Genomic DNA, 26,335 nt, shown 5'->3' with positions numbered 1-26,335 from the left:
GCCACTACATGAACGACACCAACAGAAAACAACTTGGCCAAACCCTTTGGGCCATTGCTGATCAATTGCGCGGAGCGATGAACGCAGACGATTTCCGCGACTACATGCTGTCCTTTCTTTTCCTGCGCTATTTGTCAGACAACTATGAGGCGGCGGCCAAAAAAGAGTTGGGCAAAGATTACCCCAAAATTGAAGATGAAGATCGCCGCGTGCCGCTGGCGCTCTGGTATGCCCATAACCTGGATGACGTAACCGAATTTGAAAAGCAGATGCGGCGCAAGGTGCATTACGTCATTCAGCCGCCGCACCTCTGGAACAGCATTGCCAATATGGCCCGCACCCAGAACGGTGAGCTGCTAAACACGTTGCAGGCAGGTTTCAAATACATTGAAACCGAATCGTTTGAGAGTACTTTCCAGGGGCTCTTTTCCGAGATAAATCTTGGCTCAGACAAACTGGGCAGAACCTATGTCGACCGCAACACTAAGCTTTGCGCCATCATCCAGAAGATCGCAGAGGGCCTAGCGGACTTCTCCACAGATATTGATGCGTTAGGCGATGCCTATGAATATCTGATTGGCCAGTTTGCCGCTGGCTCAGGCAAGAAGGCGGGCGAGTTCTACACGCCCCAACAAATTTCCGACATCCTTTCCGCCATCGTCACCCTAGATAGCCAGGACCCAAACACCGGCCCCAAAAAACGCCTGGAAAGCGTGCTGGATTTCGCCTGCGGCTCTGGCTCGCTGCTGCTTAACGTGCGCAAGCGCATGGGGCCGCATGGTATCGGCAAGATCTACGGCCAGGAAAAGAATATCACCACCTACAACTTGGCCCGCATGAACATGCTACTGCACGGGGTAAAGGACACCGAGTTCGAGATTTACCACGGTGACACCTTGAGCAACGATTGGGACATACTGCGCGAGCTAAACCCCGCTAAAAAGCCTGTGTTTGATGCCATTGTTGCCAACCCGCCCTTCAGCTACCGTTGGGATCCCACAGAAGCCATGGCGGATGACGTGCGTTTCAAAAACCACGGCTTGGCCCCTAAATCGGCTGCCGATTTTGCTTTTCTGCTGCACGGCTTTCACTTCCTGAAAGACGAAGGTGTGATGGCCATCATCCTGCCCCATGGCGTGCTGTTCCGTGGCGGTGCCGAGGAGCGCATCCGTACCAAGCTGCTAAAAGACGGCCACATCGACACCGTCATAGGCTTACCATCCAATCTTTTTTACTCTACCGGCATTCCGGTGTGCATTCTTGTACTCAAGAAGTGTAAGCAGCCGGACGACGTTCTGTTTATCAACGCAGCGGAGCATTTCATCAAAGGTAAGCGCCAGAACCAACTAACAGACGAGCATATCGCCAAGATAATCAAGACCTACCAGACCCGTGAACCAGAGGCTCGCTATGCTTGTCGGGTGACTATGGAAGAAATCGAGAAGAACGGCTACAACCTGAATATTTCTCGCTACATCAGCACGGCGAGCGCAGAGGTAGATATTGACTTACATGACGTAAATACTGAGCTGGTTGCAGTGGAAAAAAACGTCGTGGCGGCACGGGACAAACACAATACATTCCTGAAAGAGCTTGGTCTGCCATTCTTAGTGTGAGCGGCTCGAACAACGGGATAGCTGAAACCCTGACTTAGCTAGGCTATCCGGGAGTTTGATGAGAGAAACTGGGGGTATAACGGACATTAAAAAGCCGGCTTATGGCCGGCTTCTCGTTGACTAACTCAGTTCGTTTTTGACAAACCTCACCAGCCTTCAAAACGTACATCCGGCTCTTGCGGCCGGCTGTGGGACTTGGTCAGAAAATGATCTGCCTTGTCGGTGCGAGGCGTGGGCTCGCAAATGTGGGGCGGAGGATACGCGGGTTTGCTTCAGAATCCCAATGGTAAGTGGTGTGGAATCATTGGGTTATCGGTGATTCAGGGGGAAAGCAGGGGGCTGCTGCGCAACCCAGCGGGGATAAATCCCCTCGCCACAAAAGCTCCTGCCACAGCTCTTACTGCAGTTCCTGCCACGGTTTCTGGTCTTGGGTGAGTTAGTCGAACACCGGCGGTCTCCGTTTGTTGAGGGTTGACCACCAGAACACCCAGCCAATCACCCGTATGTTCTGCGCATCGATCTGTTCCGCACTGAAGACCTCGTCCGGATACGCAGCACAGTTATGACTACGCAGCCGCAGCCGATTACCAGGAACGCGATGCAGGTATTTGATGCGCAGCATCCCGTCGTGTTCAAGCGCATAGATATGGCCGTCGACGATTTGGGTCAGGCCGCGGTCGATGGCGAGGGTGGAGCCGTCTTCGATGCGTTCGGCCATGCTGTCGCCGACCATGGTGATGCAGATGGCGTCGCCGGGGTCGATTTCCAGGGATTCGAGGTGGCTGCGGGGCAGGCGGATGGATTGGTCGGGGACTTCGATGATGTGGGTTTTGGTTTCGCCGGGGGCGATGGGGGCTTCCTTGTAGAAAGGCAGTTCGATGTCCGTGGGTTCCAGCACGCTGTAGACGCCGTCGTTTTCGGCGGCTTCATAGGTGGTGCCGGGGCCAAGACCCAATGGGGTTTGCGGGCCTTCGCCGTGGGCGAGCCACTCCGGGCTGACGGTCAGCAGGCTGGCGATGGAGTGGATGCGCCCGGGCGGGATGCCACGGTTGAACCAGTTGTTCACGTGTTGGGATTTCACGCCGTATAACTTCGCGAAGTCGGCGGAACGAATATGGGCTTCTTTAAGAAGGGCTCTGAAGCGGTCGCCACTGGAGATCTTTTTCATAAACGGAAAGTTTAGAGACGAAGCTGTTTTCGGCAATAAACATGTCGTTCAAATATATAAGACGATCTTTCCGTTTGCAGGATCTGCAAGGGGCGGGCTAAACGCTGTTAAACAGTATTAATACAAGTTGGTATTAAGCATCATTAAGGCATAAAAAAACCCCGGTGCAAACCGGGGTTCTTCTTCAAATTCAGTTTCAGCCTTTGTAGGCGGCAACCGATTTGGTGATCGCTTCGCGGGCGGCGTCTGCACCGGCCCAGCCTTCGATCTTGACCCACTTGCCTTTTTCGAGATCTTTGTAGTTCGCGAAGAAGTGCTCGATCTGCTGGATCAGCAGCGGTGGCAGATCGGTGTATTCCTTCACGTCGACGTACAGTTGCGACAGTTTGTCGTGTGGCACTGCGATGACTTTGGCATCGCCGCCGCCGTCGTCGGTCATGTTCAGGATGCCGACTGGACGGGCGCGGATGACCGAGCCTGGGGCCACTGGGTATGGGGTCACGACCAGCACGTCGAGGGGGTCGCCGTCGTCGGCCAGGGTGTTGGGGATGTAACCGTAGTTGGCCGGGTAGAACATCGGGGTGGCCATGAAACGGTCAACGAACAGGCAGTCGCTGTCTTTGTCGATTTCGTATTTGATCGGGGCGTGGTTGGCCGGGATTTCGATCGCGACGTAGATGTCGTTCGGCAGGTCTTTGCCAGCCGGAATCTTGCTGTAGCTCATTGGGCGGTGCCCCCGTTAGTTGACCAAATGACTGGTCGGATTGACCAAAAAGTGGCGGCGATTATAGGCATATTCAGCCGCTGTTGCCACGTTAGCAGGGTCTTAGAGACCTTAGTATGACGCCTGATAGACCGGATCTTCGGCCTGAAGTTGCCGCAGCCGGGCCAAAGGATCCTGACGGTAGAACGCCTTGAGCTGTTCATAGACCTTGGGATAGGCCTGGTGCAGCAGGTCTGGGGCGCTGAAGAAGTATTCGCTGGTGACGGCGAAGAATTCCGCCGGGTTTTCGGCGGCGTAGGGGTCGATGACGGTTTGTGCGTCGGGGTTGTGGTCCAGTTGCCGGTTAAGGTCGTCGAAGGCCTGTTGCATGGCGTCGGCCCAATCCTGGACGCGCATGTCGGCGTGCAGCGGTGGCAGGCCGTTGGCGTCGCCGTTGAGCATGTCGAGTTTGTGCGCCAGTTCGTGGATCACCAGGTTGTAGCCGTCCCAGCCGCCGCTGGCGAGCACGCCGTCCCAGGCCAGGATGATCGGGCCCTGGGGCCAGGCTTCGCCGCTGTGTTCGCCGTCCCATTCGTGCTCGATGCCGCTGGCGTCGCGGTAGCGCTGAGGGCTGAGGAAGTCGTCGGGGTAGAGGACGATTTCGTGGAAGCCCTGGTACCAGTTCAGCTCGCCGAGGTGCATCAGGGGCAGTTGCGCTTGGGCGGCGAGCAGCAGGCGTTGTTCCTGGTGCAGTTCGACGCCGGGCAGGGCGGTGAGGTGTTTGTCGTGCAGGAACAGTACGCAGGCTTCCCGTAGCCACTGGTCCTCGGCGGCGCTGATGCCGTCGAGGAAGCTCAATTGATGACGCACGCGCTGCCAGGTTTCCTCGGTGACGGGGTGTTTGGCGAGGGTGCGTTGGCGGCGCCAGTTGCTCAGGGACCACATGGGCGATCAGGCTTTCGAGGCGCGCTGGCTCATTTTGCTGCGCACCAGGCTGATGATCATCGGCAACAGCGACAGCAGGATGATGCCCACCACCAGCAGCGACAGGTTCTGCTTGATGAACGGCACGTTGCCGAAGAAGTAGCCGAGGGTGACCAGGCCGCCGACCCAGAGGACGGTGCCCAGGACGCTGAAGCCGAGGAATCGCAGGTAGTTCATTTTGCCGACGCCGGCGACGAAGGGGGCGAAGGTGCGGATGATCGGCAGGAAGCGCGCCAGGGTTACGGTTTTGCCGCCGTGTTTGTCGTAGAAGTCGTGGGTTTGCTGCAGGTAGTCGCGGCGGAAGATTTTCGAGTTCGGGTTGCGGAACAGTCTTTCGCCGGCGGTGCGGCCGATCAGGTAGTTGGTGCTGTCGCCGAGAATGGCCGCGAGCATCAGCAGGCCGCCCAGCAGGACTGGGTCCATGGCGCCACCGGCGGCTACGGCGCCGGCGATGAACAGCAGGGAATCGCCCGGCAGGAAGGGCATCACCACCAGGCCGGTTTCACAGAAGATCACCAGGAACAGGATGGCGTAGACCCAGGTGCCGTAGTTGGTCACCAGCATGTCGAGGTAGACGTCGAGATGCAGAATGAGGTCGAGGGGGTTGAAATCCATGCATAGCACCTGTGGTGGCGGCCCGACTCGGCAGGCTGGTGGGTCTGGCTTTGAGTATGGCTACGGAGTGTGTAGCTTTTTCTTACAAGCCGGGAAGAGCGGCATTATACGGTGGGGCGGGGGAAGTGCGGGGGGAGTTTGTAGCTGGGGATTTCGAGATGTTGTCTTGGGGTGAAACACCTGTGGGAGCAAAGCTTGCTCGCGATGGCGGCGGGGTAGTCAGCATTGATGTTGCCTGACGGACCGCTATCGCGAGCAAGCTTTGCTTCCACAGAACGATCAGGCCGCGGTAAGCGGCTCAGATCCCCTCGCTGATCGGCAGCACGTAGTTCTTGAACTCGGTGTCTTCCTTGAAGCCAATCGATTCGTAAGTTTTCTGCGCGACTTCGTTGTTGCTGCTGGTGGAGACGCGCATGCGCACGGCGTTGGTTTCCTTGGCCATTTTTTTTGCGGTGCGGATCAGGTTGTCGGCCACCAGTTGGCGGCGGGCGTCTTCGGCGACGTAGATGTCGTTGAGGATCCACACGCGCTTGAGCGACAGCGACGAGAAGCTTGGGTAGAGCTGGCAGAAGCCCAGCAGCTTGTTGTCGTCGTCATCCGGCAAGGCCAGGTAGATCACCGACTCCTTGCGGCGCAGGCGTTTTTCGAGGAAGGCTCGCGACGAATCCGGGTAGGGCAGTGAGCCGTAGAATTCCCGGTACTTGACGAACAATGGGGTCAGCAGGTCCAGGTGTTCCAGGGTCGCTTGGATAATCCGCATGGTAGGTCTCGTCTGCAAAGGTCGACAGATACTCTGACTACAACGGCGTTCTGCCGTGCTTCGATGCTGCCTGAAAGCGGATCAAAAACGCAACGGATAAACGGATCAGCTTTGGGGCAGCATGAGTAGGAAGTTACCTTTCATATCGGCAGTATTTTCCGAGTCTAGAGTTTGTACCTGGGCTTCGTCCTTCAGATTGACCCCCGAGAGTTGTCGGCGACAGGCCTCGCGCATCAGGTAAATCAGGCGGTGGGCGGCCATGCCGTAGCTCAGGCCTTCGAGGCGGACATTGGAGATGCAGTTGCGATAGGCATCGGTCAGGCCGACCTTGGGGTTGTAGGTGAAATACAGCCCCAGGCTGTCGGGAGAGCTGAGGCCGGGGCGTTCGCCGATCAGGATCACCGACATTTTCGCGCCAAGCCGCTGCGCCACTTCATCGGCCACCGCCACCCGGCCTTGTTCCACCAGGATCACAGGCGACACCGACCAGCCGTCAGCGGCAGTCTGTTCTTCCAGCCGCGCCAGGAACGGCAGGGTATGGCGATGCACCGCCAGCGCCGACAGGCCATCAGCGACGACGATGGCCAGGTCCACGCCGCCGGGATGGGCCGTTGCGTAGTCCTCCAGGATTTGTGCGGAAGCCTCGTCGAGCCGTCGGCCCAGGTCCGGGCGTTGCAAATAGCTATGTCGGTCAGCCGCCGCACTGTGGAGCAACAGGCTTTCGCGGCCGCGCTCAGTCAGTTGTGCGCGAATGCCTTGATGATCGAACGCCAGGTGCACCGCATCGCGGGCCTGGGCGTGGGCGTATTGGAAGTCCAGTTGCGCCTGGGTCGGCAGGCTGGTGCCGGTGCGGCCCAGGGCGATGCGCGCCGGCGTGAGGTTGCGTAGATTCAGCCAAGGGTTTTGTGGGTCGACAGGGGTTTTGTCCATGGGCAGCTCACTTATCCCAAATGCGCCAGGGCGTGACGGAACGCCGGTGGCAGGTTGTCGCCAAACCGCACCCGGCCATCGGCCTGGGTGAAGATGCCCATGTTCGCCAGCCAGGTTTCGAATTCCGGCGCCGGTTTCAGGCCCAGGGTCTGGCGGGCGTAGAGGGCGTCGTGGAACGAGGTGGTCTGATAGTTGAGCATGATGTCGTCGGAGCCGGGGATGCCCATGATGAAGTTGATCCCGGCCACGCCCAGCAGGGTCAGCAGGGTGTCCATGTCGTCCTGGTCGGCTTCGGCGTGGTTGGTGTAGCAGATGTCGCAGCCCATCGGCACGCCCAAGAGCTTGCCGCAGAAGTGGTCTTCGAGGCCGGCGCGGATGATCTGTTTGCCGTTGTACAGGTATTCCGGGCCGATGAAGCCTACTACCGTGTTCACCAAGAATGGCTTGAAATGTCGTGCCACGGCGTAGGCCCGGGTTTCGCAGGTCTGTTGATCAACGCCGTGGTGGGCGTTGGCCGACAGCGCGCTGCCCTGGCCGGTTTCGAAATACATCAGGTTGTTGCCGAGGGTGCCGCGATTCAGGCTCAGCCCGGCGTCGTAGCCTTCCTTCAACACGTTGAGGTTGATGCCGAAACTGGCGTTGGCCGCTTCGGTGCCGGCGATGGACTGGAACACCAGGTCCAGGGGCACGCCACGGTTGGCCGCTTCGATGGAGGTGGTGACGTGGGTCAGCACGCAGCCTTGGGTGGGGATGTCGTAACGCTGGATGATGGCGTCGAGCATTTCCAGCATGGCGCAGATCGAGGCGGTGCTGTCGGTGGCCGGGTTGATGCCGATCATGGCGTCGCCGTTGCCGAAGAGCAGGCCGTCGAGAATGCTCGCGGCGATCCCGGCCGGTTCATCGGTAGGGTGGTTGGGTTGCAGGCGCGTGGACAGCCGCCCGCGCAGGCCGAGGGTGCCGCGGAACTTGGTGACCACGCGGATCTTCTGCGCCACCAGCACCAGATCCTGCACGCGCATGATCTTGGAAACGGCGGCGACCATTTCCGGCGTCAGCCCCGGAGCCAGCGCCCGCAGGCTTTGTTCATCGGCGGCGTCGCTGAGCAGCCAGTCGCGAAAACCGCCGACGGTGAGCTGGCTGACGGCGGCGAAGGCTTGTTTATCGTGAGTGTCGACGATCAGTCGGGTGACTTCGTCGACCTCGTAAGGAATCAGCATTTCTTGCAGGAAATGGCTGAGGGGCAAATCGGCCAGGGCCATTTGCGCGGCCACCCGCTCACCATCGTTGAGCGCGGCGACACCGGCCAGGAAATCCCCGGAACGCGCCGGGCTGGCCTTGGCCATCAGGTCTTTGAGGCTGTCGAAGCGGTAGGTCTGGGCGCCGACCGTGTGTGCAAAACTGGCCATACAGGTTCTCCGTGACGGCGCCGCTGGGCGGCGCCGTGGTTTTCGGCGTTTTACAACTCAGTGCAAGGCTTCTTCAGCTTTCTGAATAGCCGCGAATTCTTCTTCGGGCGTGCCTGCTACCAAGTGATGCCGACTGTAGAGCGCGAAGTAAGCAATTAACACTCCATAGATGATCGCCGCGCCGATGACCACGCGCGGATCCACCAGAAAGCCCGCAACTACGGCGATGCACGCCAGCACCAGGGCCACGCCCGAGGTGAAGATGCCGCCCGGTGTGCGGTATGGCCGGTCCATTTTGGGGCGACGGATGCGCAAGGTGATGTGCGCGGCCATCATCAGCACGTAGGAGATGGTGGCGCCGAACACCGCCACCAGAATCAGCAGGTCGCCCTGGCCGGTCAAGGACAGGCCGAAACCAATGATGCCGGGAATGACCAGCGCCAATACCGGTGCTTTGCTTTTATTGGTTTCGGAGAGTTTGCGCGGCAGGTAGCCGGCGCGGGACAAGGCAAAGATCTGCCGCGAGTAGGCGTAGATGATCGAGAAGAAGCTGGCGATCAGGCCCGCCAGACCCACGAGGTTGACGAAGCTGCCCATCCAGGTGGAGCCGCCATAGGCTTTGGCCAGCGCCTCTACCAGTGGGTTGCCCGAGGCCATCAACGCATTGGAGCCCGCGCCGCCTGGGCCGATCACCAGTATCAGCAGGGCGAAGGCCACCAGCACCAGCATGGCACCGATCAAACCGCGCGGCAGGTCGCGCTTGGGGTTCTTGGTTTCTTCAGCCGCCAACGGTACGCCTTCCACGGCCAGGAAAAACCAGATCGCATAAGGAATCGCCGCCCACACGCCGACGTAGCCGAAGGGCAGGAATGGGCTGGCGCCTGTGGCCGCGGTGACAGGGATGTCCAGCAGGTTGGCGACGTTGAAGTGCGGCACCATGGCCACCAGGAAAACCCCCAGTGCCAGGGCGGCAACGGCGGTGATGATGAACATCAGCTTGAGGGCTTCACCCACGCCGAAAATATGGATGGCGATGAAGATGATGTAGAACGCCAGGTAGATCATCCAGCCGCCAATGCCGAACAGCGATTGGCAATACGCGCCGATGAACACGGCAATCGCCGCCGGGGCGATGGCGTATTCGATGAGGATCGCCGTGCCCGTGAGAAACCCGCCCCAGGGCCCGAATGCGCTGCGGGCAAAGCCGTAGCCGCCACCGGCGGTGGGGATCATCGAGGACAGTTCCGCCAGGGAAAAGCACATGCACAGGTACATCGCGGCCATCAGCAGGGTTGCGAGGAACATGCCGCCCCAGCCGCCTTGGGCCAAGCCGAAGTTCCAGCCGGCGTAGTCCCCGGAAATGACATACGCCACCCCGAGGCCCACCAGCAGGACCCAGCCTGCCGCGCCTTTTTTCAGTTCGCGTTGTTGGAAATATTCGGAGCCGACTTTTTCGAAGTCGACCGAGGACGTTGCCGGTTGCGGGTTTGCATGATCGCTTGGCATAAGGGTTTACCTGTTTTTATTGTTTTTTGGCCCTGTTGGAGCGGGGCTGATCTTGGAACCGGTGTGTTGCATACAGCAGGGATGCAAGCTGGACCGCCGCCATCGCGAGCAAGCTCGCTCCCACAGTGGATCTGTTTCAACCCTGGAAACGAGTTATCCACAGATCCCTGTGGGAGCGAGCTTGCTCGCGATAGCTATCTAAAGGGCCAGGCAAGATACCTGTGCCTGGCCCCAGGGGTTAGAAGAACCCCAACGGATTGATGTCGTAGCTCACCAACAGGTTTTTGGTCTGCTGGTAATGATCGAGCATCATCTTGTGCGTCTCACGACCCACACCGGACTTCTTGTAGCCACCAAACGCGGCGTGCGCCGGGTAGAGGTGGTAGCAGTTGGTCCAGACGCGACCGGCCTTGATCGCCCGGCCCATGCGGTAGGCGCGGTTGATGTCGCGGGTCCACAGACCGGCGCCGAGGCCGAACTCGGTGTCGTTGGCGATCGCCAGGGCTTCGGCTTCGTCCTTGAAGGTGGTGATGCTCACCACTGGGCCGAAGATTTCTTCCTGGAACACGCGCATTTTGTTGGTGCCCTTGAGCAGGGTCGGCTGGATGTAATAACCGCTGGCCAGGTTGCCTTCGAGTTTTTCCACCTTGCCACCGGTCAGCAGCTCGGCGCCTTCGCCCTTGGCGATTTCCAGGTACGAAAGAATCTTGTCGAATTGCTGCTCGGACGCCTGGGCGCCGACCATGGTGTCGGTGTCCAGCGGGTCGCCGCGTTTGATCTGCAGGACTTTGTTCATCACCACTTTCATGAACTCGTCGTAGATCGATTCTTGCACCAGGGCGCGGGATGGGCAGGTGCAGACTTCGCCTTGGTTGAAGAACGCCAGCACCAGGCCTTCGGCGGCTTTTTCGATGAAGCTCGGCTCGGCCTGCATGATGTCTTCGAAGAAGATATTCGGCGACTTGCCGCCCAGTTCCACGGTGGACGGAATGATGTTCTCGGCGGCGCATTTCATGATGTGCGAGCCGACTGGGGTGGAACCGGTAAACGCGATCTTGGCGATGCGCTTGCTGGTCGCCAGGGCTTCACCGGCTTCTTTACCGAAGCCTTGCACCACGTTCAGCACGCCGGGCGGCAACAGGTCGCCGATCAGTTCCATGAGCACGCAGATGCCCAGCGGGGTCTGCTCGGCTGGCTTGAGCACCACACAGTTACCGGCGGCCAGGGCCGGGGCGAGTTTCCAGGCGGCCATCAGCAGCGGGAAGTTCCACGGGATGATCTGCCCGACCACGCCCAGCGGTTCGTGGATGTGATAGGCCACGGTGTTGCCGTCGATCTCGGCGGCGCTGCCTTCCTGGGCCCGCAGGCAACCGGCGAAGTAGCGGAAGTGGTCGGCGGCCAGGGGGATGTCGGCGTTGAGGGTTTCGCGCACGGCCTTGCCGTTGTCCCAGGACTCGGTGATCGCCAGCACTTCGAGGTTGGCTTCGATGCGGTCGGCGATTTTCAACAGGACCAGCGAACGGGCCTGGGCCGACGTGGCGCCCCAGGCATCCGCGGCAGCGTGGGCGGCGTCCAGGGCTTTTTCGATGTCTTCGGCCGTGGAGCGCGGGAATTCGGCAATGGGCTGGCCATTGACCGGGGAAGTATTGGTGAAGTACTGACCTTTGACAGGCGCGACGAACTCGCCGCCGATGTAGTTACCGTATTTGCTCTTGAACGAAACGATAGCGCCTTCAGTACCGGGGTGAGCGTAACGCATGATGAGTTCTCCTTGGCTTTTTGTGCTTATAAGGGAGCCGCGCAAAATTGAGCGCCGGTAATTAAGCCTAGAGCAAAGGTTGGGCCATTGCCTTGCGGGGCCCGTAAATCAAGACTTTAGGAGGAGTTCGTCGGACAAACGGATGCCATGCGTGACGCTTGCGATACAGCGGGTGTGACAGTTTGTGCCATAAGCGAGACAGTCTGTGACTGACAGGTCGCGCCAGCATTGCAAAGGTGGTTGGGCTGGAGGATGCTGGGGGCCGCTACCTTCGGGGAGAACAATAAGAAATGCACAGCAACCACTTGAGTCGCCATGCCCAGCAAGTCCTGACGGTCACCCAGGGCAAGACCCACCTGCAGGGCCCCGGCAGCGATCCGTCGATTGCCCGTTCCTGGCTGCGCTGTCTCGAGGACTATCACCTCGACCCGGCCCAGAACCTCGCACCGACGGTGCTCGAACATGGCCGGGTGCTGGAAAGCCGCGAACGCCTGCAACAGGTGCTGCACATCGCCGGCAGCGAAATGACCAGCCTCCATCAGCAACTTTCCGGCGCCGGCCACGCGGTGCTGCTGACCGACGCCCGGGGCGTGATCCTCAACTGCGTCACCGCCCCCAGCGAACGCAAGATTTTCGAACGGGCCGGGCTCTGGCTCGGCGCCGACTGGAGCGAAGCCTGCGAAGGCACCAACGGCATCGGCACCTGCCTGGTGGAACGCCAGGCCCTGACCATCCACCAGGAAGAACACTTTCGCGGCCGCCACACCGGCCTGACCTGCTCGGCCAGCCCGGTGTTCGACCCCCAGGGCGAGCTGCTGGCGGTGCTCGACGTGTCCTCGGCCCGGCCGGACGTGTCGCGCCAGAGCCAGTTCCACACCATGGCCCTGGTCAATCTCTCGGCGAAGATGATCGAGAGCTGTTATTTCCTGCGTTGCTTCGACAATCAATGGCTGCTGCGCTTTCACCTGCAAGCCGAGTCCGTGGGGCTGTTCAGTGAAGGGTTGCTGGCGTTCGACGGCGAAGGGCGGATCAGTGCGGTCAACCAGAGCGCGCTCAACCTCTTGGGGCATATTCGCGGCAGCTTGCTGGGCCAGCGGGTGGAAGACTTTTTCGATTGTTCGCTGGACGAGTTGCTCGGCCGTGCGAGCATCAATGCCAGTGCGAGCTGGCCGTTGCGCACCCGTGACGGTCGGCATTTGTTCGCCGTGCTGCGTGGTCAGCCGCGCAGCGTGCCGGTGCCGGTCGCGCCGCTGCTCAAGGCCATCGAGCCCGCACGGCTGCCGGGCATCTGCCTGGGAGATGCGGCGTTGCAGGAGCATTTTCGCAAAGCGCTGCGGGTGTTCGAGCGCGATGTCCCGCTGTTGATCCACGGCGAAACCGGCTCCGGTAAAGAAGCCTTCGCCAAAGCCGTGCACCAGGCCAGCCAACGCGCTAGCAAGCAATTTGTCGCCCTCAATTGCGCGGCCATCCCGGAAAGCCTGATCGAAAGCGAGCTGTTCGGCTATCGCGGCGGCAGCTTCACCGGCGCGCGCAAGGAAGGCATGCGCGGCAAGCTGCAACAGGCCGACGGCGGCACGCTGTTCCTCGATGAAATCGGCGACATGCCCCTGGCCTTGCAGACCCGTTTGCTGCGGGTGCTGGAAGATCGCCAGGTGGTGCCCATCGGCGGCGAGCCCGAAGCGGTCAACGTGCGCATCATCAGCGCCACCCACCGGCAATTGCTGGAGCGGGTGCAGGACGGCAGTTTTCGCGAGGATTTGTACTACCGGCTCAACGGCCTGGAAATTCCGCTGCCGGCGTTGCGCGAGCGCAGTGACAAGTCGCAGTTGCTGGATTTCCTGCTGGCCGAAGAGGCGGGTGCCGAAACGGTGATCATCGACGAAGCGGCGCGCCAGGCGTTGCTGGGCTTCGATTGGCCGGGCAACGTGCGGCAACTGCGTAATGTGCTGCGCACCCTGGCGGCGTTGTGCGACGGCGGGCGGATTGGGCTGGAGGATTTGCCAGCGATGATCCGCCAGCGTCCGGTTGCAGTGGTTGATGCGGTGGCAGAACGGCCACTGGAGGATGCCGAGCGTGTGGCGTTGCTCGATGTGCTGGAGCGCCAGCGCTGGCACATGACCCATACGGCTGAACAACTGGGGATCAGCCGCAATACCCTTTACCGGAAGCTGCGCAAGCACGCCATTGCCCGCTGAACCGCGTCGCGGGCAAGCCTTGCTCCCACAGAAGCCCGCCTGTGCACCGGGGTTTAAACACAAGGTGCGATTTCCCCCTCCCTACGCTAACCTGCGGCCATGTTTTACGAGGTCGACTATGCACATTCATATTCTCGGTATCTGCGGCACTTTCATGGGTTCGATGGCCGTTTTGGCCAAGGAGCTGGGCCATCATGTGACCGGTTCCGACGCCAACGTCTATCCGCCGATGAGCACGCAGCTGGAGGCCCAGGGCATTGAGCTGACCCAAGGCTATGACCCGGCGCAACTGGACCCGGCGCCAGACCTGGTGGTCATTGGCAACGTCATGTCCCGTGGCAACCCGGCGGTGGAGTACGTGCTCAACAAAGGCCTGCCGTACGTCTCGGGCCCGCAATGGCTGGCCGATCACGTGTTGCAGGGCCGTTGGGTCCTGGCCGTGGCCGGTACCCACGGCAAGACCACCACCAGCAGCATGCTTGCCTGGGTGCTGGAGCACGCGGGCATGAGCCCGGGCTTTTTGATTGGCGGCGTACCACAGAATTTCGCGGTGTCGGCGCGCTTGGGCGGCACGCCGTTCTTCGTGATCGAGGCCGACGAATACGACAGCGCGTTTTTCGACAAACGCTCGAAATTCGTCCATTACCGTCCGCGCACGGCGATTCTCAACAACCTTGAGTTCGATCATGCGGACATCTTCCCCGATCTACCGGCCATCGAGCGGCAATTCCACCATTTGGTGCGCACTATTCCGAGCGAAGGCCTAGTCATCCATCCGACCACCGAACCGGCCTTGCAGCGCGTCATTGAAATGGGCTGCTGGACCCCGGTGCAAACCACCGGCGCGGGTGGGCAGTGGCAGGTGAAGTTGCTCAAGGACGACGGTTCGCAGTTCGAAGTGATGTTCGAGGGCCAGTCCCAAGGCGTGGTCGAGTGGGACATGACCGGCCAGCACAACGTCGCCAATGCCTTGGCCACCCTCGCGGCGGCCCGGCATGTCGGCGTGGTGCCGTCCATGGGCATTGCCGCCTTGAGCGCGTTCAAGAGCGTGAAACGGCGGATGGAAAAAGTCGCCGAGGTGAACGGCATCACCATCTATGACGACTTCGCCCACCATCCGACCGCCATCGCCACCACGTTGGACGGTTTGCGCAAGCGCATCGGCGATGCGCCGCTGATCGCGATCATCGAGCCGCGCTCCAACTCCATGAAGCTCGGCGCGCACCGTGACGGTCTGCCGGAAAGCGTGGTCGATGCCGACCAGGTGATCTGGTACGCGCCGGCCAACCTCGGTTGGGACTTGGGGGCCACTGCCGCGTTGTGCACGGTGCCGTCGATCGTCAGCGATTCCCTGGAAGGTATCATTGCGCGCGTGAAGAGCCAGGCCCAACCCGGCACTCACGTGGTGATCATGAGCAACGGCGGCTTCGGCGGCCTGCACGGTAAACTGGCCGAGGCGCTGAAATGAGCAATGGCCCTGAACGCATCACGCTGGCGATGACCGGTGCCTCCGGCGCCCAGTACGGCTTGCGCCTGCTCGATTGCCTGGTGCGCGAAGACCGCGAGGTGCATTTCCTCATCTCCAAGGCCGCGCAACTGGTGATGGCCACCGAAACCGACGTGACCTTGCCGGCCAAGACCCAGATGATGCAGGCCTTTCTCACCGAATACACCGGTGCGGCGGCGGGGCAGATTCGTGTGTATGGCAAGGAAGACTGGATGTCGCCGGTGGCCTCGGGCTCCGGCGCCCCGGCGGCGATGGTGGTGGTGCCGTGTTCCACCGGGACGCTGTCGGCGATCGCTACCGGCGCTTGCAACAACCTGATCGAACGGGCTGCGGACGTCACGCTCAAGGAGCGCCGCGAGTTGATCCTGGTGCCACGGGAAGCGCCGTACTCGAGCATTCACCTGGAACACATGCTCAAGCTGTCGAATATGGGCGTGACCATCCTGCCGGCCTCGCCAGGGTTTTATCACCAGCCACAGACCATCGACGACCTGATCGATTTCGTGGTCGCGCGGATTCTCAACCTGCTGAACATCCCCCAGGACATGCTGCCACGCTGGGGCGAGCACCATTTGAGCAGCGATGAATAAGCTGCTGATCGTACTGCTGGCGCTGCAACTGACTGGCTGCGCCACCGCCCGCACCCTCGACGCCGCCAAGCCCGGCGCGCCGGTGGTGTATGCGGGAACGCGCCTGGACCTCTACGCCCTCAATGGCGGCTGCTGCGCCAAGGACCGCTTCGGCGCCGAGGCCCCGAGCTACCCGGGCCTCGATTTGCCGGGCAGTGCGTTGCTCGACACCTTGTTGTTGCCGTTGTCGTTGTTCACGGCGCTGGGCGTGGGGTTTCAAGCCACTGGCGGGTTGTAGCAAGCTCCCTCGCCACAATAAACGCTTGGCTTTGGATCGGTGGTGCGCCCTTCGCGAGCAAGCCCGCTCCCACAGTTGACCGAGTTTCTCCAGAAAGAATGCGATCCCTGTGGGAGCGAGCTTGCTCGCGAAGGCGTCCGATCAGGCGCCACATGACTATTTGCCGAGCTTACGCAACTCATCCGACTCCACCACCCGCACCCCATCCTGCTCTTCCAGCGCCAATCGCCACATGGCACGGGCCAGTTGGCAGGCTTCGATGCCGTGGTATTTGCCCGGAATCAGCTTCGACAGCGGCCCGGCCAGTTGCTCGGCCAGGCGCGGTTCGGTGCGGTCACCCAGCAGCAGGGAAGGGCGGCAGATGGTCAGTTGTGGCCAGTCCTGGGCCTTGAGTGCGGCTTCCATTTCGCCCTTGACCCGGTTGTAGAAAATCGATGACTTCGCGTCAGCCCCCAACGCGCTGACCACGATCAAGTGCCGTGCGCCCAGTTCCCGGGCGCGTTTGGCAAACGCCACGACCAGGTCCAGGTCCACCGCGCGAAAGGCCTGTTCAGAGCCGGCTTTCTTGATGGTCGTGCCCAGGCAGCAAAACGCGATGTCCACCCGGCCGCTGAGTTGTGGCAACACCTGGGCCGGTTCCCCAACCGGGTTTTCCAGGTGCGGGTGCTCGGCCAATGGCCGGCGTGAAGGCGCTAATACGCGGGTGATGGTCGGCTCGCTGAGCAGCCGATCCAGCAGGTGTTCACCGGTCAACCCGGTGGCTCCGGCGAGCAAAACATGCTGAGGCGTCAAGTACATAGTGTTTCCCCCTTGATACGATTCAGCTTAGTTGCTCTTTGTGGCCTCGTCGTTCAATGCAGCACTTTGCAATGCTTTTCGTGCCTGCTGTTTGCGCAGCAACTGCCAATGGGAAATAACGGTCCTGGGCGCCCAGATCTGCGGTTCGGAGGCTTCGAAATTGTCCGCCTGTTCGCGTTCGGCGACCGTGGCCTTGGCCCGTTTGAAGGCCTGCTCCAAGTCGTCGGTCTGGTTCAGTGCCTGGGCGAACAGCGCATCGCCGAAGTAGGTGAAGTTGGCCTCCTCGGAGCAGCCGAAGGACACCCGGTCGGCCCGGGACGCGGTCATGATCAGTGTGCGTTCATCCTTGAGTGCCGGGATGAAGCCGCCGGAGTAGCACGCCGAGATCACCACGATCTTGTCGCGGTTTTTCAGCGGCTCCAGCACCACTGCCAGTTCGTCGGCGGGCAGGTCGGCCAATTCCATGCGCGGCTGGTCGAGCACCAGTTCATGCTCGCCGGTGCCGTGGCTGGTCAGGTAGATGAAGATCAGGTCTTCCGGGCCGCTGCGCTCGGCCAGGGTGGCGGCGGCGCGGCGCAGGCTTTCGCGGCTGGCCATGGGCCGGTCGCCGAGGTGGTCGCGGTGGTTCACCAGGCGGATCTGCCCGAATGCGCCGAAACGGCTGGCGAGCATGTTGGCGACATAGTCGGACTCGCGCAGGAACACGCTTTGCTTGCCGTCGCCGCCCAGGGTCAGGCTGTACAGCTCCACCGCCGGCGTCGAGGCCGGGATGTTGGCCAAGGCGTCTTCCAGCAAACGACCCTGGGCCAGCAGGCCGAGTTCGAGCACGTCCGGCAGCAACCTGCCGTCGGCGTCGCGCACCCGTTGGCCGTTGGCCCAAGCGCCGCTTTGCACGGTGCCGTCGGTCAGCACCAGGGTGCCGCGCCCGTGATAAGTGTCGCTTTCGAACTGGCCGATGTAAAAACTACCGTCGGGCAGGTTCAGGCGGCCCTGACCGGTAAAACGCCATTCATTGAATTGACCGAGGTAATGGCTGCCATCGGCGCCGATCAGTTCACCCTTGCCGGTGAGGGCGCCGTCCTTGAACTGGCCGATCCAGACATCGCCATCGGCGTTTTCGTAGCGACCACGGCCATTGAGCTGGTTGTTCTTGAACCCGCCGATGTAGACATCGCCGTCAGCGCTGTTGAAGGTGCCCTTGCCCTGGAGCTGACCATCGACGAATTTTCCGGTGAATTGGTTGCCGCTGACATCAAAACGCTGGCCTTCACCGTTGGGCTTGCCGTTGGCAAACGGGCCTTGATACTGGCTGCCGTCGGCGAGCTCCAGGCGTCCGAGGCCGGAATAGCGATCGGCCTTGAACTCGCCACGGTAGGTCATGCCGTTTTCTTTGAGGGTCCCTTCGCCGTCTCGCCGGCCCTGCTTGAAGCCGCCGGTGTAGCTGGTGGTGGGCGTGGTCAGGCTGCCCTGGCCGTTGAACAGACCCTGCTCGAACTGGCCGCGATAAACCTCGCCATTGCTGCCATGCCATTCCCCGGTGCCATGCCATTGGCCTTTGTCGAACTGCCCGGCGTACCAGCTGCCGTTGGGGTAGTCGACGCGCCCCTGGCCTTGCAGCAAGCCGTCCACCAGGTCGCCGCGATAGCGTCCGCCGTCGGGCAGGCGCGCGTCTGGAGGCAACAGCGATTCGCCGTCGCCGCAGGCAGTGAGCAACAAGATCAGGGTCAGGGGAACAAGTAAGCGCATAACGGGATCCAGGTCATCAGGCCACGAGTATGCCGCAGCTATGTCCCCTAGATATAGAGAAGCGATGCGAAACTGCCTGAGCGGTTTCGCGACCGCGCAGGTTTACACGAAGCAGAGTGATAGTGGCTCAGCGATGTAGGCCGGTTTGTCCGAACCTTCGATTTCCAGGGTGGCGGTGGCCTTGAGCAGCCATTGGCCGGGTTTTTTCTCGGTAGCGTCCACCAGGTCGACCTTGAGCCGGACCTTGGAATCAACCTTGACCGGCTGAATGAAACGCACACTGTCCAACCCATAGTTGACGACCATTTTCACGCCCTCGGGCAGGATCAGGATATCTTCCATCAGCTTGGGTATCAGCGACAGCGACAGGAAACCGTGGGCAATGGTGCTGCCGAACGGGGTCTGCGCGGCCTTGACCGGATCGACGTGGATGAACTGAAAGTCGCCAGTGGCTTCGGCGAACAGGTTGATACGGTCCTGATCGATGGTCAGCCATTCGGAACGTCCAAGCTCCTTGCCGACATAATCTTTGAGCGCTGCAACGGGAACGTAGGGCATTGAGACTCTCCTTGGGTTCATCTGTTTTGTCTTTTGTCACGGGGATCTGTGTCCCCGGAGAACCACTGTAGATCAACATGAGGCGCGGGTAAGGTCACTGACCATGCTTTTTACGAATGCCGAACCATAGCGCGGGCGTGCTTATAATGCCGGCGCATTCTTTGAGTAAGTGTTGCAGGGGAGAGAGCGGATGTTGCTACGGGGCCTGACCTGGCTGGTGCTGTTCCAATTGCTGGGCACCGCCATCAATCATTTGTTCCTGCCAGTGTTGCCGGGGCCAATCATTGGCCTGCTGCTGTTGCTGGGTTATCTGATCGTTCGCGGCGAAGTCGGCGAGCCATTGAACCTGGCCGCCAGCAGCCTGCTGCGTTACCTGCCGTTGCTGCTGGTGCCGCCAGCGGTGGGGGTGATGGTCTACGCCCGGGCCATTGCCGCCGATTTCTGGGCCATCGTCGGTGCGCTGGTGTTGTCTCTGGTCCTGTCCATGGCGTTTACCGGCGTGCTGATGCAGCGCCTGGCCCGGCGTCACGCCCCCGCTGCGGAGGACGCTCAATGATGCTCGACTGGCAGGGAGCCTGGGGCTCGGTGATCCACCATCCATTGTTCGGCATCGGTATTACCCTGGGCGCCTATCAATTGGTGTTGGCGGCGTTCGAAAAGACCCGCTGGGTGTTCCTGCAACCGGTGCTGATGTCGATGGTGCTGCTGATCGCTGTGCTGGTCGGTTGTGGCATCAGCTACGCCGAATACCGCAAGAGCACCGAGATCCTCAGTATTCTGCTGGGCCCGGCCACCGTGGCCCTGGCCGTGCCGTTGTATTTGAATCTGCGTCGGATCCGGCAGTTGTTCTGGCCAATTTTTACTACGCTGGTGATTGGCGGGGTGTTCGCCACCGGCTCTGCGGTGGTGTTGGGCTGGGCGTTCGGCGCCGAGCACATGATTCTGATGACCATGGCGCCCAAGTCGGTGACGTCGCCGATTGCCATGCTGGTGGCCGAGCAGATCGGCGGTGTCGCGGCGATGGCGGCGGTGTTCGTCTTGATCACCGGCGTGCTCGGGGCGATTCTGGGTCCGAGCATTCTGACCCGGTTGGGTGTCCATAGTCCGGAGGCCCGGGGCATGGCCCTGGGATTGACGGCCCATGCGGTGGGCACGTCCGTGGCGTTGCAGGAAAGCGAGGAGTCCGGTGCCTTTGCGGCGCTGGCGATGAGTCTGATGGGCGTGGCCACGGCGGTGTTGCTGCCGTTGGTGGTGTCGATGACGGTTTAAGGAACTGGTTATGAGCTTGCCGCTTTTCCCGTTGAAAACCGTACTGTTCCCCGGTTGCATCCTTGATTTGCAGATTTTCGAGGCGCGTTACCTCGATATGATCGGTCGCTGCATGAAGAAGGGTGAAGGCTTCGGCGTGGTTTGTATTCTTGATGGCGAGGAAGTCGGCATTGCCCCTGATGGCTATGCGCGGGTCGGCTGTGAGGCACGGATCACTGACTTTTCCCAGCAGGACAACGGCCTGTTGGGCATTCGCGTGCAGGGTGGGCGCCGCTTTATCGTGCATGGCAGCAGCGTCCAGCCGGATCAATTGACGGTCGCCGAGGTCGAGTGGCTGGAAGACGAGCCGGAACAACCGCTACAGGATGAGGATGCCGACCTGGTGGCGCTGCTCAAGGCCCTGGCCGAACACCCGATGGTCGAGGCGCTGAACATGGGCACCGAAGCCACCGGCCAGCAGTCCCTGGCCAATCAACTGGCCTACCTGCTGCCGTTCAATGAACTGGACAAGATCGACCTGCTGCAGCTCGATGATCCCCAGCAGCGGCTGGATGCGATCCAGGCGTTGCTCGATGAGTTGCAGGGCGAACTGTTCGCCTGACACCACTCATATCCACCAAACAGCGCTGATCCCCTGTGGGAGCGAGCCTGCTCGCGGTAGCTGCTCCTGGTTTCAATAGGCATACCGCAACATCGCATGGGGCAGATGCCGCAACGCGAAGAAGCTGAACGCCGCCACCAGTGCCGGCAATATCAGCCACCAGATTTTCGGCGGCATGGCCGGCAGCGGTGTCTGGCGCTGGCTCAGCCACAGGACCGCGGCGCAGACACAGGCCGCGAGCATGGCGCCGGCGACGACATCGCTCGGCCAGTGAGCCCCCAGGTATACCCGCGACAGGGCAATGGCCAGTGCCGGCAGGCAGCCGAGCAGCAGCCAGGTCAGGCGCATGCGCGGTGGTTGTCCGCGACCGGCGAGGATGGCGAGGCTCAGGAACAGTGCGAAGGCGCCAGAGGCATGGCCGCTGGGCATGCTGTAGCTGGTCAGCGGGTCGGTGAGGATTTCCGGGCGTACACGGGCGAAGAAGTGTTTGCTGCCGGTATTGGCCAGGGAGGTGAGCAGCATCGTGCCCCCGGCAAAGATTGCCTGGCGCCATTGGCGTGCCAACAGCAGCAAACCGGTGAGCAGGGCGCTGAAAATCAGCATGTTGCGGAATTCGCCGAGCAGCGTGAAGGTCACGGCGATTTCGTCCATTGTCGCGCTGCGATGTTCCTGGACCAGCGCCACCAGGCCCTGGTCGAAGGCTGTCAGGTAGCGAAAGCCGATGAACAACCCGATCAGGATCAGCAGGCCAAGGCCTGCGATCAGCGCCGAGGCGTGCCGATGGCGACGCAGGCTGCTGTTGACACTCAGCCCGATCATCACCGCGATGCTGCCGATCACCACGCCGGCCTGTGGCCAGAAGCCCTCGGGCAATGGCAGGCGGAATGCCGCTCCGGTGGCCCAGCCCGGCAGCAGGTACGCCACGGTCCAGCCTGCCGCGGCCAACAGGCTGACAGCCGCGAAGCGCGGAAACGGCATGTCGCACATCCCGGCCACCATCGGCAACATGGGCCTTAGCGGGCCGATGAAGCGGCCCACCAGCAGGCTGGCGATGCCGTAGCGCTGGAAATAGCTTTCTGCCGCAGCCATCCATTCCGGATGATGGCGCAGCCCCGGCAGGCGCCGGATGTTCTGGTGGAAGTGCCGGCCCAGGAAGTACGACACCAGATCCCCGAGCAAACCACCGAGCAGGCCCAGCAGCAGCGTCTCACCGAGGGACAACGCGCCGCTGCCGGCCAGTACCGCTATGGCAAACAACAGCACGGTCCCCGGCACGATCAACCCGGCGATGGCCAGGCACTCCACGCAAGCGACAATGAACACCGCCACCGCCAGCCATTGCGGGTTGAGGGTCAGCCAGCCGGTGATGCTATCGAGCCATGGGCCCATAAATACAACTCCATTGAATATAAAGCGGCATGCAATTTTCACTGTGGGAGCGAGCAAGCTCGCTCCCACAGTGAAATGTGTCGATCATGAAAGCAAAAAATAATCCCGCCCTTCGACCTGCCCGCGCCGCAACGGGTTCCTGGTGCACCACGGCGCGTAGGCGGCATCGACGAAGCGATAGGGCAGGTGTTCGTCCCGTCCCTGTGGGATGCCCAGGCGAGTGGTCTGGATCACATTGACCGTCGGCACGGCCACGTCTTCCACCAGCAGGCGTTCGGGGTCGAAGCGCTTGGCGTCCCACTGCGGCACTTTCAGGCCCAAAGCCTTGCACAGCAAGGTCTGGCCGGCACAGAGTTTTTGTGAGGCGCGCGGGCGGCCCTGGGCGTCGGGGTTGTTCAGCAGCATCTGCGCCAGGCTCGCCGGGCCGGAAACGGCGTCGACCCATGGGTACGCCGATTTGATCAGCACCGCATTGCCGGGGCCCTGGGCGCTGAAGTTCAGCGAGTCGCCACCCCGGGCGTAGTACATATAGATGTGGCCGCCATCCAGAAACAAAGCCTTACGTTTTTCCGTGTAACCCAGCGACGCGTGGCTACCCTTTTCGGCGAAGTAATACGCCTCGGTCTCGATGATCCGCGCGCTGAGCCACAGCTCGCCAACCTTGTGGCGAATGACTTTACCCAGTAGATCCCGGGCCAGTACCTGGGCATCGCGATCAAAAAAAGCGTGGGGAAGGGCGTTTGGCGGTTGAGGCAAATCGGTCATGGCGATAAACGAAGTGAGGCCAAAGGAAGCGCGATGATAGCAATGGAAAGCTTAATCACCGCTGAACACCGGCAATTTGCGCAGGTTTTACGCCTCCGCCGGTCACCACTGCGAGTCCACGCTGTTAGTCGCGGGTTACGACAGCTATAATCTGCCGCTTTCCTCTTTGCCAAGACCACACAGACCATGACTGAGTCCGTTCTTGACTACATGACCCGCCTGGGTCGCGCCGCTCGTCAAGCGTCGCGCATCATCGGCCGTGCCAGCACTGCGCAGAAAAACCGCGCCCTGCAGGCCGCCGCCAATGCGCTGGACGCTGCTCGCGCCGAGTTGTCCGCCGCCAATGAGCTGGACCTGGCCGCAGGTCGGGCCAATGGCCTCGAGCCGGCCATGCTCGAGCGCCTGGCGCTGACCCCGGCCCGCATCGACGGCATGATCGTCGGTCTGCGGCAGGTCGCGGCGCTGCCGGACCCGGTCGGGGCGATCCGTGACATGAGCTATCGGCCGTCAGGTATCCAGGTCGGCAAGATGCGCGTGCCCCTGGGCGTGGTCGGGATCATCTACGAGTCGCGGCCGAACGTGACCATCGACGCCGCGAGCCTGTGCCTGAAGTCGGGTAACGCGACCATCCTGCGTGGCGGTTCCGAGGCGATTCATTCCAACCGCGCCATTGCCGCCTGCATCCAGCGCGGCCTGGCCGAAGCCGATCTGCCGGCGGCCGTGGTGCAAGTGGTGGAAACCACCGATCGCGCCGCGGTTGGCGCGCTGATCAGCATGCCCGAGTTCGTCGACGTCATCGTCCCGCGTGGCGGCAAGGGCCTGATCGAACGGGTCAGCCGTGACGCCCGCGTGCCAGTGATCAAACACCTGGACGGTATCTGCCACGTCTACGTCAGCGCCCACGCCGAACTGCCGAAAGCCCAGCGCATCGCCTTCAACGCCAAGACCTACCGTTATGGCATCTGCGGCGCGATGGAAACCCTGCTGGTGGACCAGGCCGTTGCCCAGGCCTTCCTGCCGTCGATGGCGGCCCAGTTCCGCGAAAAAGGCGTCGAGCTGCGCGGTTGCGAGCGCACCCGGGCGATCATCGAGGCGGCGGTGGCCACCGAGGAAGACTGGGACACCGAGTACCTGGCGCCGATCCTGTCGATCCGCGTGGTCGACGGGCTGGATCAAGCCATCGACCATATCAATCGCCACGGCTCGCACCACACCGATTCCATCGTCAGTGAAAACCTGGGGGAAACCCGGCGTTTCGTGGCCGAAGTGGACTCGGCGTCAGTGATGATCAACACCCCGACCTGCTTCGCCGACGGCTTTGAATACGGATTGGGTGCCGAGATCGGCATTTCTACTGATAAGCTGCACGCCCGCGGCCCGGTGGGCCTCGAAGGCTTGACCTGCGAGAAGTACATCGTGGTCGGTGACGGCCAGTTGCGCGGACAGGAGCCGGTCTGACTTGGGCGACCTCGACCCGTCAGCTGCAGTGACGACAACCCCGCCCCGGCGCATCGGTATCCTGGGCGGCACGTTCGACCCGGTGCACATCGGCCATTTGCGCGGTGCGCTGGAAGTCGCCGATGCCCTGGCCCTCGATGAGCTACGCCTGACGCCCAGCGCCAGGCCGCCTCACCGGGACACGCCGCAGGTGTCGGCGCAGGACCGTCTGGCGATGGTCGAGTGCGCGGTGGCCGGTGTGGCGCCGTTGGTGGTGGACGCCCGCGAATTGCAGCGGGACAAACCGTCCTACACCATTGATACCCTGGAGCTGATGCGCGCCGAACTGGCCGCTGATGCCCAGGTTTTTCTGCTTCTGGGCTGGGACGCATTTTGCGGCCTGCCCACTTGGCATCGCTGGGAAGAGTTGCTCCAGCATTGCCACATCCTGGTGCTGCAACGCCCGGATGCCGACAGCGAGCCGCCGGATGCCTTGCGCAACCTGCTGGCGGCCCGCTCGGTGAGCGACCCGCTGGCCCTGAAAGGGCCGAGCGGACAGATTGCATTCGTCTGGCAGACGCCGCTCGCGGTATCCGCCACCCAGATCCGTCAACTGCTGGCCAGCGGTAAGTCGGTACGTTTCCTGGTGCCCGACGCGGTCCTGGCCTACATCGATGCGCACGGGCTGTACCGTGCGTCGAACTGAAAAAGGGCGCGCTTCAAGTCACGTGAATGCGTGTAGCGAAGCGCCCGAACACACGAGCAAAACGAGTTTTATATGACTGACAAAGACGTAAACAAAGTAAAGCGCAAAGGCACATTCAAAAGCGCCCCGCTGCCCGTAGAAGCCCATACCGGCGTGGTATTGGCCGGTGAAGAACTGGTCAAGGTAGCCGTAGCGGCCCTGGAAGACGTCAAGGCCCAGGACATCCAGGTGATCGACGTTCGTGAAAAGCAGAGCATCACTGACTACATGATCATCGCCACCGGTACCTCCAACCGCCAGATCGGCGCGATGCTGGATAAGGTCCGCGAAGCGGTCAAGGCCCAGGGTGTCAAGCCGTTGGGTGAAGAAGGCAAGGGCGACAGCGACTGGGTGCTGCTGGACATGGACGACGTCATCGTGCACATGATGACCGCCTCGGCGCGTCAGTTCTATGACCTGGAGCGCCTGTGGGCCGGTGCCGAGCAGAGCCGTTCGGCCAGCGCTGCGCACCACAGCCCGGAAAACACCCATGAGCACTTCACCAAGCTCAACAAAGACCAGCAATAAGGGACCGCTGTGCGACTGCGCCTGATCGCTGTCGGTTCTCGCATGCCCAAGTGGGTGGAAGAAGGCTGGCATGAATATGCCAAGCGTCTTCCGTCCGAGCTGGCCCTGGAACTGGTGGAAATTCCGCTCAATACCCGTGGCAAGAACGCCGACGTGGCGCGCTTTATCCGCCAGGAAGGCGAAGCCATGCTGGCCAAGGTCGGGCCGAACGAGCGCATTGTCACCCTCGAAGTCCACGGCAAGTCCTGGAGCACCGAGCAATTGGCGGTGGAGCTCGATCGCTGGCGGCTGGATTCGCGCACGGTCAATTTCATGGTCGGTGGCCCGGAAGGGCTGGCGCCGGAAGTCTGTGCCCGGGCTGATCAGCGCTGGTCGTTGTCGCCGTTGACGTTGCCGCACCCGCTGGTGCGGATTCTGATCGGCGAACAGTTGTATCGTGCCTGGACAGTCCTGTCCGGGCACCCTTACCACAAGTAATCCTGC

Annotated in this window: 26 protein-coding genes; 12 read left to right on the top strand and 14 right to left on the bottom strand. The window is 61.5% G+C overall.

The annotated features are described in order from the left end of the window. Positions 1-8: 8 nt before the first annotated feature. Entirely contained in the window at positions 9-1,616 is a 1,608-nt protein-coding gene (locus EPZ47_RS26250) for a type I restriction-modification system subunit M (RefSeq protein ID WP_135847359.1), read from the top strand. Positions 1,617-2,052: 436 nt separating this feature from the next. On the opposite strand, the gene EPZ47_RS26245 is transcribed toward EPZ47_RS26250, so the two are convergent. The 9 genes from EPZ47_RS26245 to exaC form a co-directional block, all read right to left on the bottom strand. Further along, entirely contained in the window at positions 2,053-2,784 is a 732-nt protein-coding gene (locus EPZ47_RS26245) for a LexA family transcriptional regulator (RefSeq protein WP_135847358.1), read from the bottom strand. Positions 2,785-2,980: 196 nt separating this feature from the next. Continuing rightward, on the bottom strand, positions 2,981-3,508 hold the full coding sequence (ppa, locus tag EPZ47_RS26240; protein ID WP_003205933.1) for an inorganic diphosphatase: 528 nt from the start codon (positions 3,506-3,508) through the stop codon (positions 2,981-2,983). A 111-nt stretch (positions 3,509-3,619) separates the two neighbouring features. Beyond that, positions 3,620-4,432 (bottom strand): M90 family metallopeptidase, encoded by an 813-nt coding sequence (locus EPZ47_RS26235; RefSeq protein ID WP_135847357.1) that lies wholly within the window; start codon positions 4,430-4,432, stop codon positions 3,620-3,622. Positions 4,433-4,438: 6 nt separating this feature from the next. Beyond that, the gene (locus EPZ47_RS26230) at positions 4,439-5,086 is read right to left on the bottom strand and encodes a DedA family protein (protein WP_135847356.1); all 648 of its coding nucleotides are present in this window, start codon (positions 5,084-5,086) and stop codon (positions 4,439-4,441) included. Positions 5,087-5,384: 298 nt separating this feature from the next. Continuing rightward, positions 5,385-5,846 carry a GNAT family N-acetyltransferase gene (locus tag EPZ47_RS26225; RefSeq protein WP_025569618.1) on the bottom strand — a complete coding sequence of 154 codons (462 nt, stop codon included), beginning with the start codon at positions 5,844-5,846 and terminating at the stop codon, positions 5,385-5,387. A gap of 105 nt (positions 5,847-5,951) precedes the next feature. Then, positions 5,952-6,776 carry an ethanolamine ammonia-lyase subunit EutC gene (eutC, locus tag EPZ47_RS26220; protein ID WP_135847355.1) on the bottom strand — a complete coding sequence of 275 codons (825 nt, stop codon included), beginning with the start codon at positions 6,774-6,776 and terminating at the stop codon, positions 5,952-5,954. Positions 6,777-6,787: 11 nt separating this feature from the next. Beyond that, positions 6,788-8,182 (bottom strand): ethanolamine ammonia-lyase subunit EutB, encoded by a 1,395-nt coding sequence (locus EPZ47_RS26215; RefSeq protein WP_135847354.1) that lies wholly within the window; start codon positions 8,180-8,182, stop codon positions 6,788-6,790. Between the two features lie 57 nt (positions 8,183-8,239). After that, positions 8,240-9,688, bottom strand: coding sequence for an ethanolamine permease (eat, locus tag EPZ47_RS26210; RefSeq protein ID WP_135847353.1), 1,449 nt, complete (start codon positions 9,686-9,688; stop codon positions 8,240-8,242). Positions 9,689-9,926: 238 nt separating this feature from the next. Further along, on the bottom strand, positions 9,927-11,447 hold the full coding sequence (exaC, locus tag EPZ47_RS26205; RefSeq protein WP_135847352.1) for an acetaldehyde dehydrogenase ExaC: 1,521 nt from the start codon (positions 11,445-11,447) through the stop codon (positions 9,927-9,929). 290 nt (positions 11,448-11,737) lie between these two features. On the opposite strand from exaC, the gene EPZ47_RS26200 reads away from it, so the two are divergent. From EPZ47_RS26200 to EPZ47_RS26185, 4 genes are all read left to right on the top strand, one after another. Beyond that, positions 11,738-13,642: a sigma-54-dependent Fis family transcriptional regulator gene (locus EPZ47_RS26200; RefSeq protein ID WP_135847351.1), complete on the top strand. Its 1,905-nt coding sequence runs from the start codon at positions 11,738-11,740 to the stop codon at positions 13,640-13,642. Between the two features lie 118 nt (positions 13,643-13,760). Continuing rightward, complete coding sequence (gene mpl / locus EPZ47_RS26195) at positions 13,761-15,110, top strand: UDP-N-acetylmuramate:L-alanyl-gamma-D-glutamyl-meso-diaminopimelate ligase (protein WP_135847350.1); 1,350 nt, start codon at positions 13,761-13,763, stop codon at positions 15,108-15,110. Further along, on the top strand, positions 15,107-15,739 hold the full coding sequence (gene ubiX, locus EPZ47_RS26190) for a flavin prenyltransferase UbiX (protein ID WP_135847349.1): 633 nt from the start codon (positions 15,107-15,109) through the stop codon (positions 15,737-15,739). The genes mpl and ubiX overlap by 4 nt, the downstream gene beginning before the upstream one ends. Next, entirely contained in the window at positions 15,732-16,016 is a 285-nt protein-coding gene (locus EPZ47_RS26185) for a YceK/YidQ family lipoprotein (protein ID WP_135847348.1), read from the top strand. The genes ubiX and EPZ47_RS26185 overlap by 8 nt, the downstream gene beginning before the upstream one ends. Positions 16,017-16,172: 156 nt before the next feature. On the opposite strand, the gene EPZ47_RS26175 is transcribed toward EPZ47_RS26185, so the two are convergent. From EPZ47_RS26175 to EPZ47_RS26165, 3 genes are all read right to left on the bottom strand, one after another. Continuing rightward, positions 16,173-16,814, bottom strand: coding sequence for an oxidoreductase (locus EPZ47_RS26175; RefSeq protein ID WP_135847346.1), 642 nt, complete (start codon positions 16,812-16,814; stop codon positions 16,173-16,175). A 27-nt stretch (positions 16,815-16,841) separates the two neighbouring features. Next, on the bottom strand, positions 16,842-18,560 hold the full coding sequence (locus EPZ47_RS26170) for a C13 family peptidase (protein ID WP_135847345.1): 1,719 nt from the start codon (positions 18,558-18,560) through the stop codon (positions 16,842-16,844). A gap of 102 nt (positions 18,561-18,662) precedes the next feature. Next, a complete protein-coding gene (locus EPZ47_RS26165; RefSeq protein ID WP_135847344.1) occupies positions 18,663-19,118 on the bottom strand; it encodes a MaoC family dehydratase in 456 nt (151 codons plus the stop codon). Between the two features lie 190 nt (positions 19,119-19,308). On the opposite strand from EPZ47_RS26165, the gene EPZ47_RS26160 reads away from it, so the two are divergent. The 3 genes from EPZ47_RS26160 to EPZ47_RS26150 are packed head-to-tail and all read left to right on the top strand — an operon-like array spanning position 19,309 to position 20,988. Next, positions 19,309-19,674 (top strand): CidA/LrgA family protein, encoded by a 366-nt coding sequence (locus tag EPZ47_RS26160; RefSeq protein WP_135847343.1) that lies wholly within the window; start codon positions 19,309-19,311, stop codon positions 19,672-19,674. Further along, the gene (locus EPZ47_RS26155; protein ID WP_135847342.1) at positions 19,671-20,387 is read left to right on the top strand and encodes an LrgB family protein; all 717 of its coding nucleotides are present in this window, start codon (positions 19,671-19,673) and stop codon (positions 20,385-20,387) included. Before EPZ47_RS26160 ends, EPZ47_RS26155 begins: the two co-directional genes overlap by 4 nt. Positions 20,388-20,397: 10 nt before the next feature. Then, complete coding sequence (locus tag EPZ47_RS26150) at positions 20,398-20,988, top strand: LON peptidase substrate-binding domain-containing protein (RefSeq protein WP_135847341.1); 591 nt, start codon at positions 20,398-20,400, stop codon at positions 20,986-20,988. Between the two features lie 72 nt (positions 20,989-21,060). Here the strand turns inward: EPZ47_RS26150 and EPZ47_RS26145 are convergent, their stop codons facing one another. Then, positions 21,061-22,377, bottom strand: a complete 1,317-nt coding sequence (locus EPZ47_RS26145) for a bifunctional DedA family/phosphatase PAP2 family protein (protein ID WP_135847340.1) — start codon at positions 22,375-22,377, stop codon at positions 21,061-21,063. A gap of 84 nt (positions 22,378-22,461) precedes the next feature. Continuing rightward, a complete protein-coding gene (locus EPZ47_RS26140; protein ID WP_135847339.1) occupies positions 22,462-23,142 on the bottom strand; it encodes a DNA-3-methyladenine glycosylase in 681 nt (226 codons plus the stop codon). Positions 23,143-23,328: 186 nt separating this feature from the next. Here EPZ47_RS26140 and EPZ47_RS26135 point away from each other — a divergent pair, with 186 nt between their 5' ends. The 4 genes from EPZ47_RS26135 to rlmH all read left to right on the top strand — a co-directional run bounded on the left by EPZ47_RS26135 (position 23,329) and on the right by rlmH (position 26,329). Beyond that, positions 23,329-24,600: a glutamate-5-semialdehyde dehydrogenase gene (locus EPZ47_RS26135; RefSeq protein WP_135847338.1), complete on the top strand. Its 1,272-nt coding sequence runs from the start codon at positions 23,329-23,331 to the stop codon at positions 24,598-24,600. Position 24,601: 1 nt separating this feature from the next. Continuing rightward, a complete protein-coding gene (nadD, locus tag EPZ47_RS26130; RefSeq protein ID WP_025215651.1) occupies positions 24,602-25,285 on the top strand; it encodes a nicotinate-nucleotide adenylyltransferase in 684 nt (227 codons plus the stop codon). A gap of 72 nt (positions 25,286-25,357) precedes the next feature. After that, positions 25,358-25,852, top strand: a complete 495-nt coding sequence (gene rsfS / locus EPZ47_RS26125) for a ribosome silencing factor (protein ID WP_014340379.1) — start codon at positions 25,358-25,360, stop codon at positions 25,850-25,852. 9 nt (positions 25,853-25,861) lie between these two features. Beyond that, positions 25,862-26,329 (top strand): 23S rRNA (pseudouridine(1915)-N(3))-methyltransferase RlmH, encoded by a 468-nt coding sequence (gene rlmH / locus EPZ47_RS26120; protein ID WP_102679463.1) that lies wholly within the window; start codon positions 25,862-25,864, stop codon positions 26,327-26,329. The last annotated feature ends 6 nt before the right edge of the window (positions 26,330-26,335 follow it).

Source organism: Pseudomonas viciae (assembly GCF_004786035.1).
In the GTDB taxonomy this organism is placed as follows: domain Bacteria; phylum Pseudomonadota; class Gammaproteobacteria; order Pseudomonadales; family Pseudomonadaceae; genus Aquipseudomonas; species Aquipseudomonas viciae.
The sequence above is the reverse complement of the archived record's forward strand: the minus strand, read 5'-3'. Positions and strand labels throughout refer to the sequence as shown.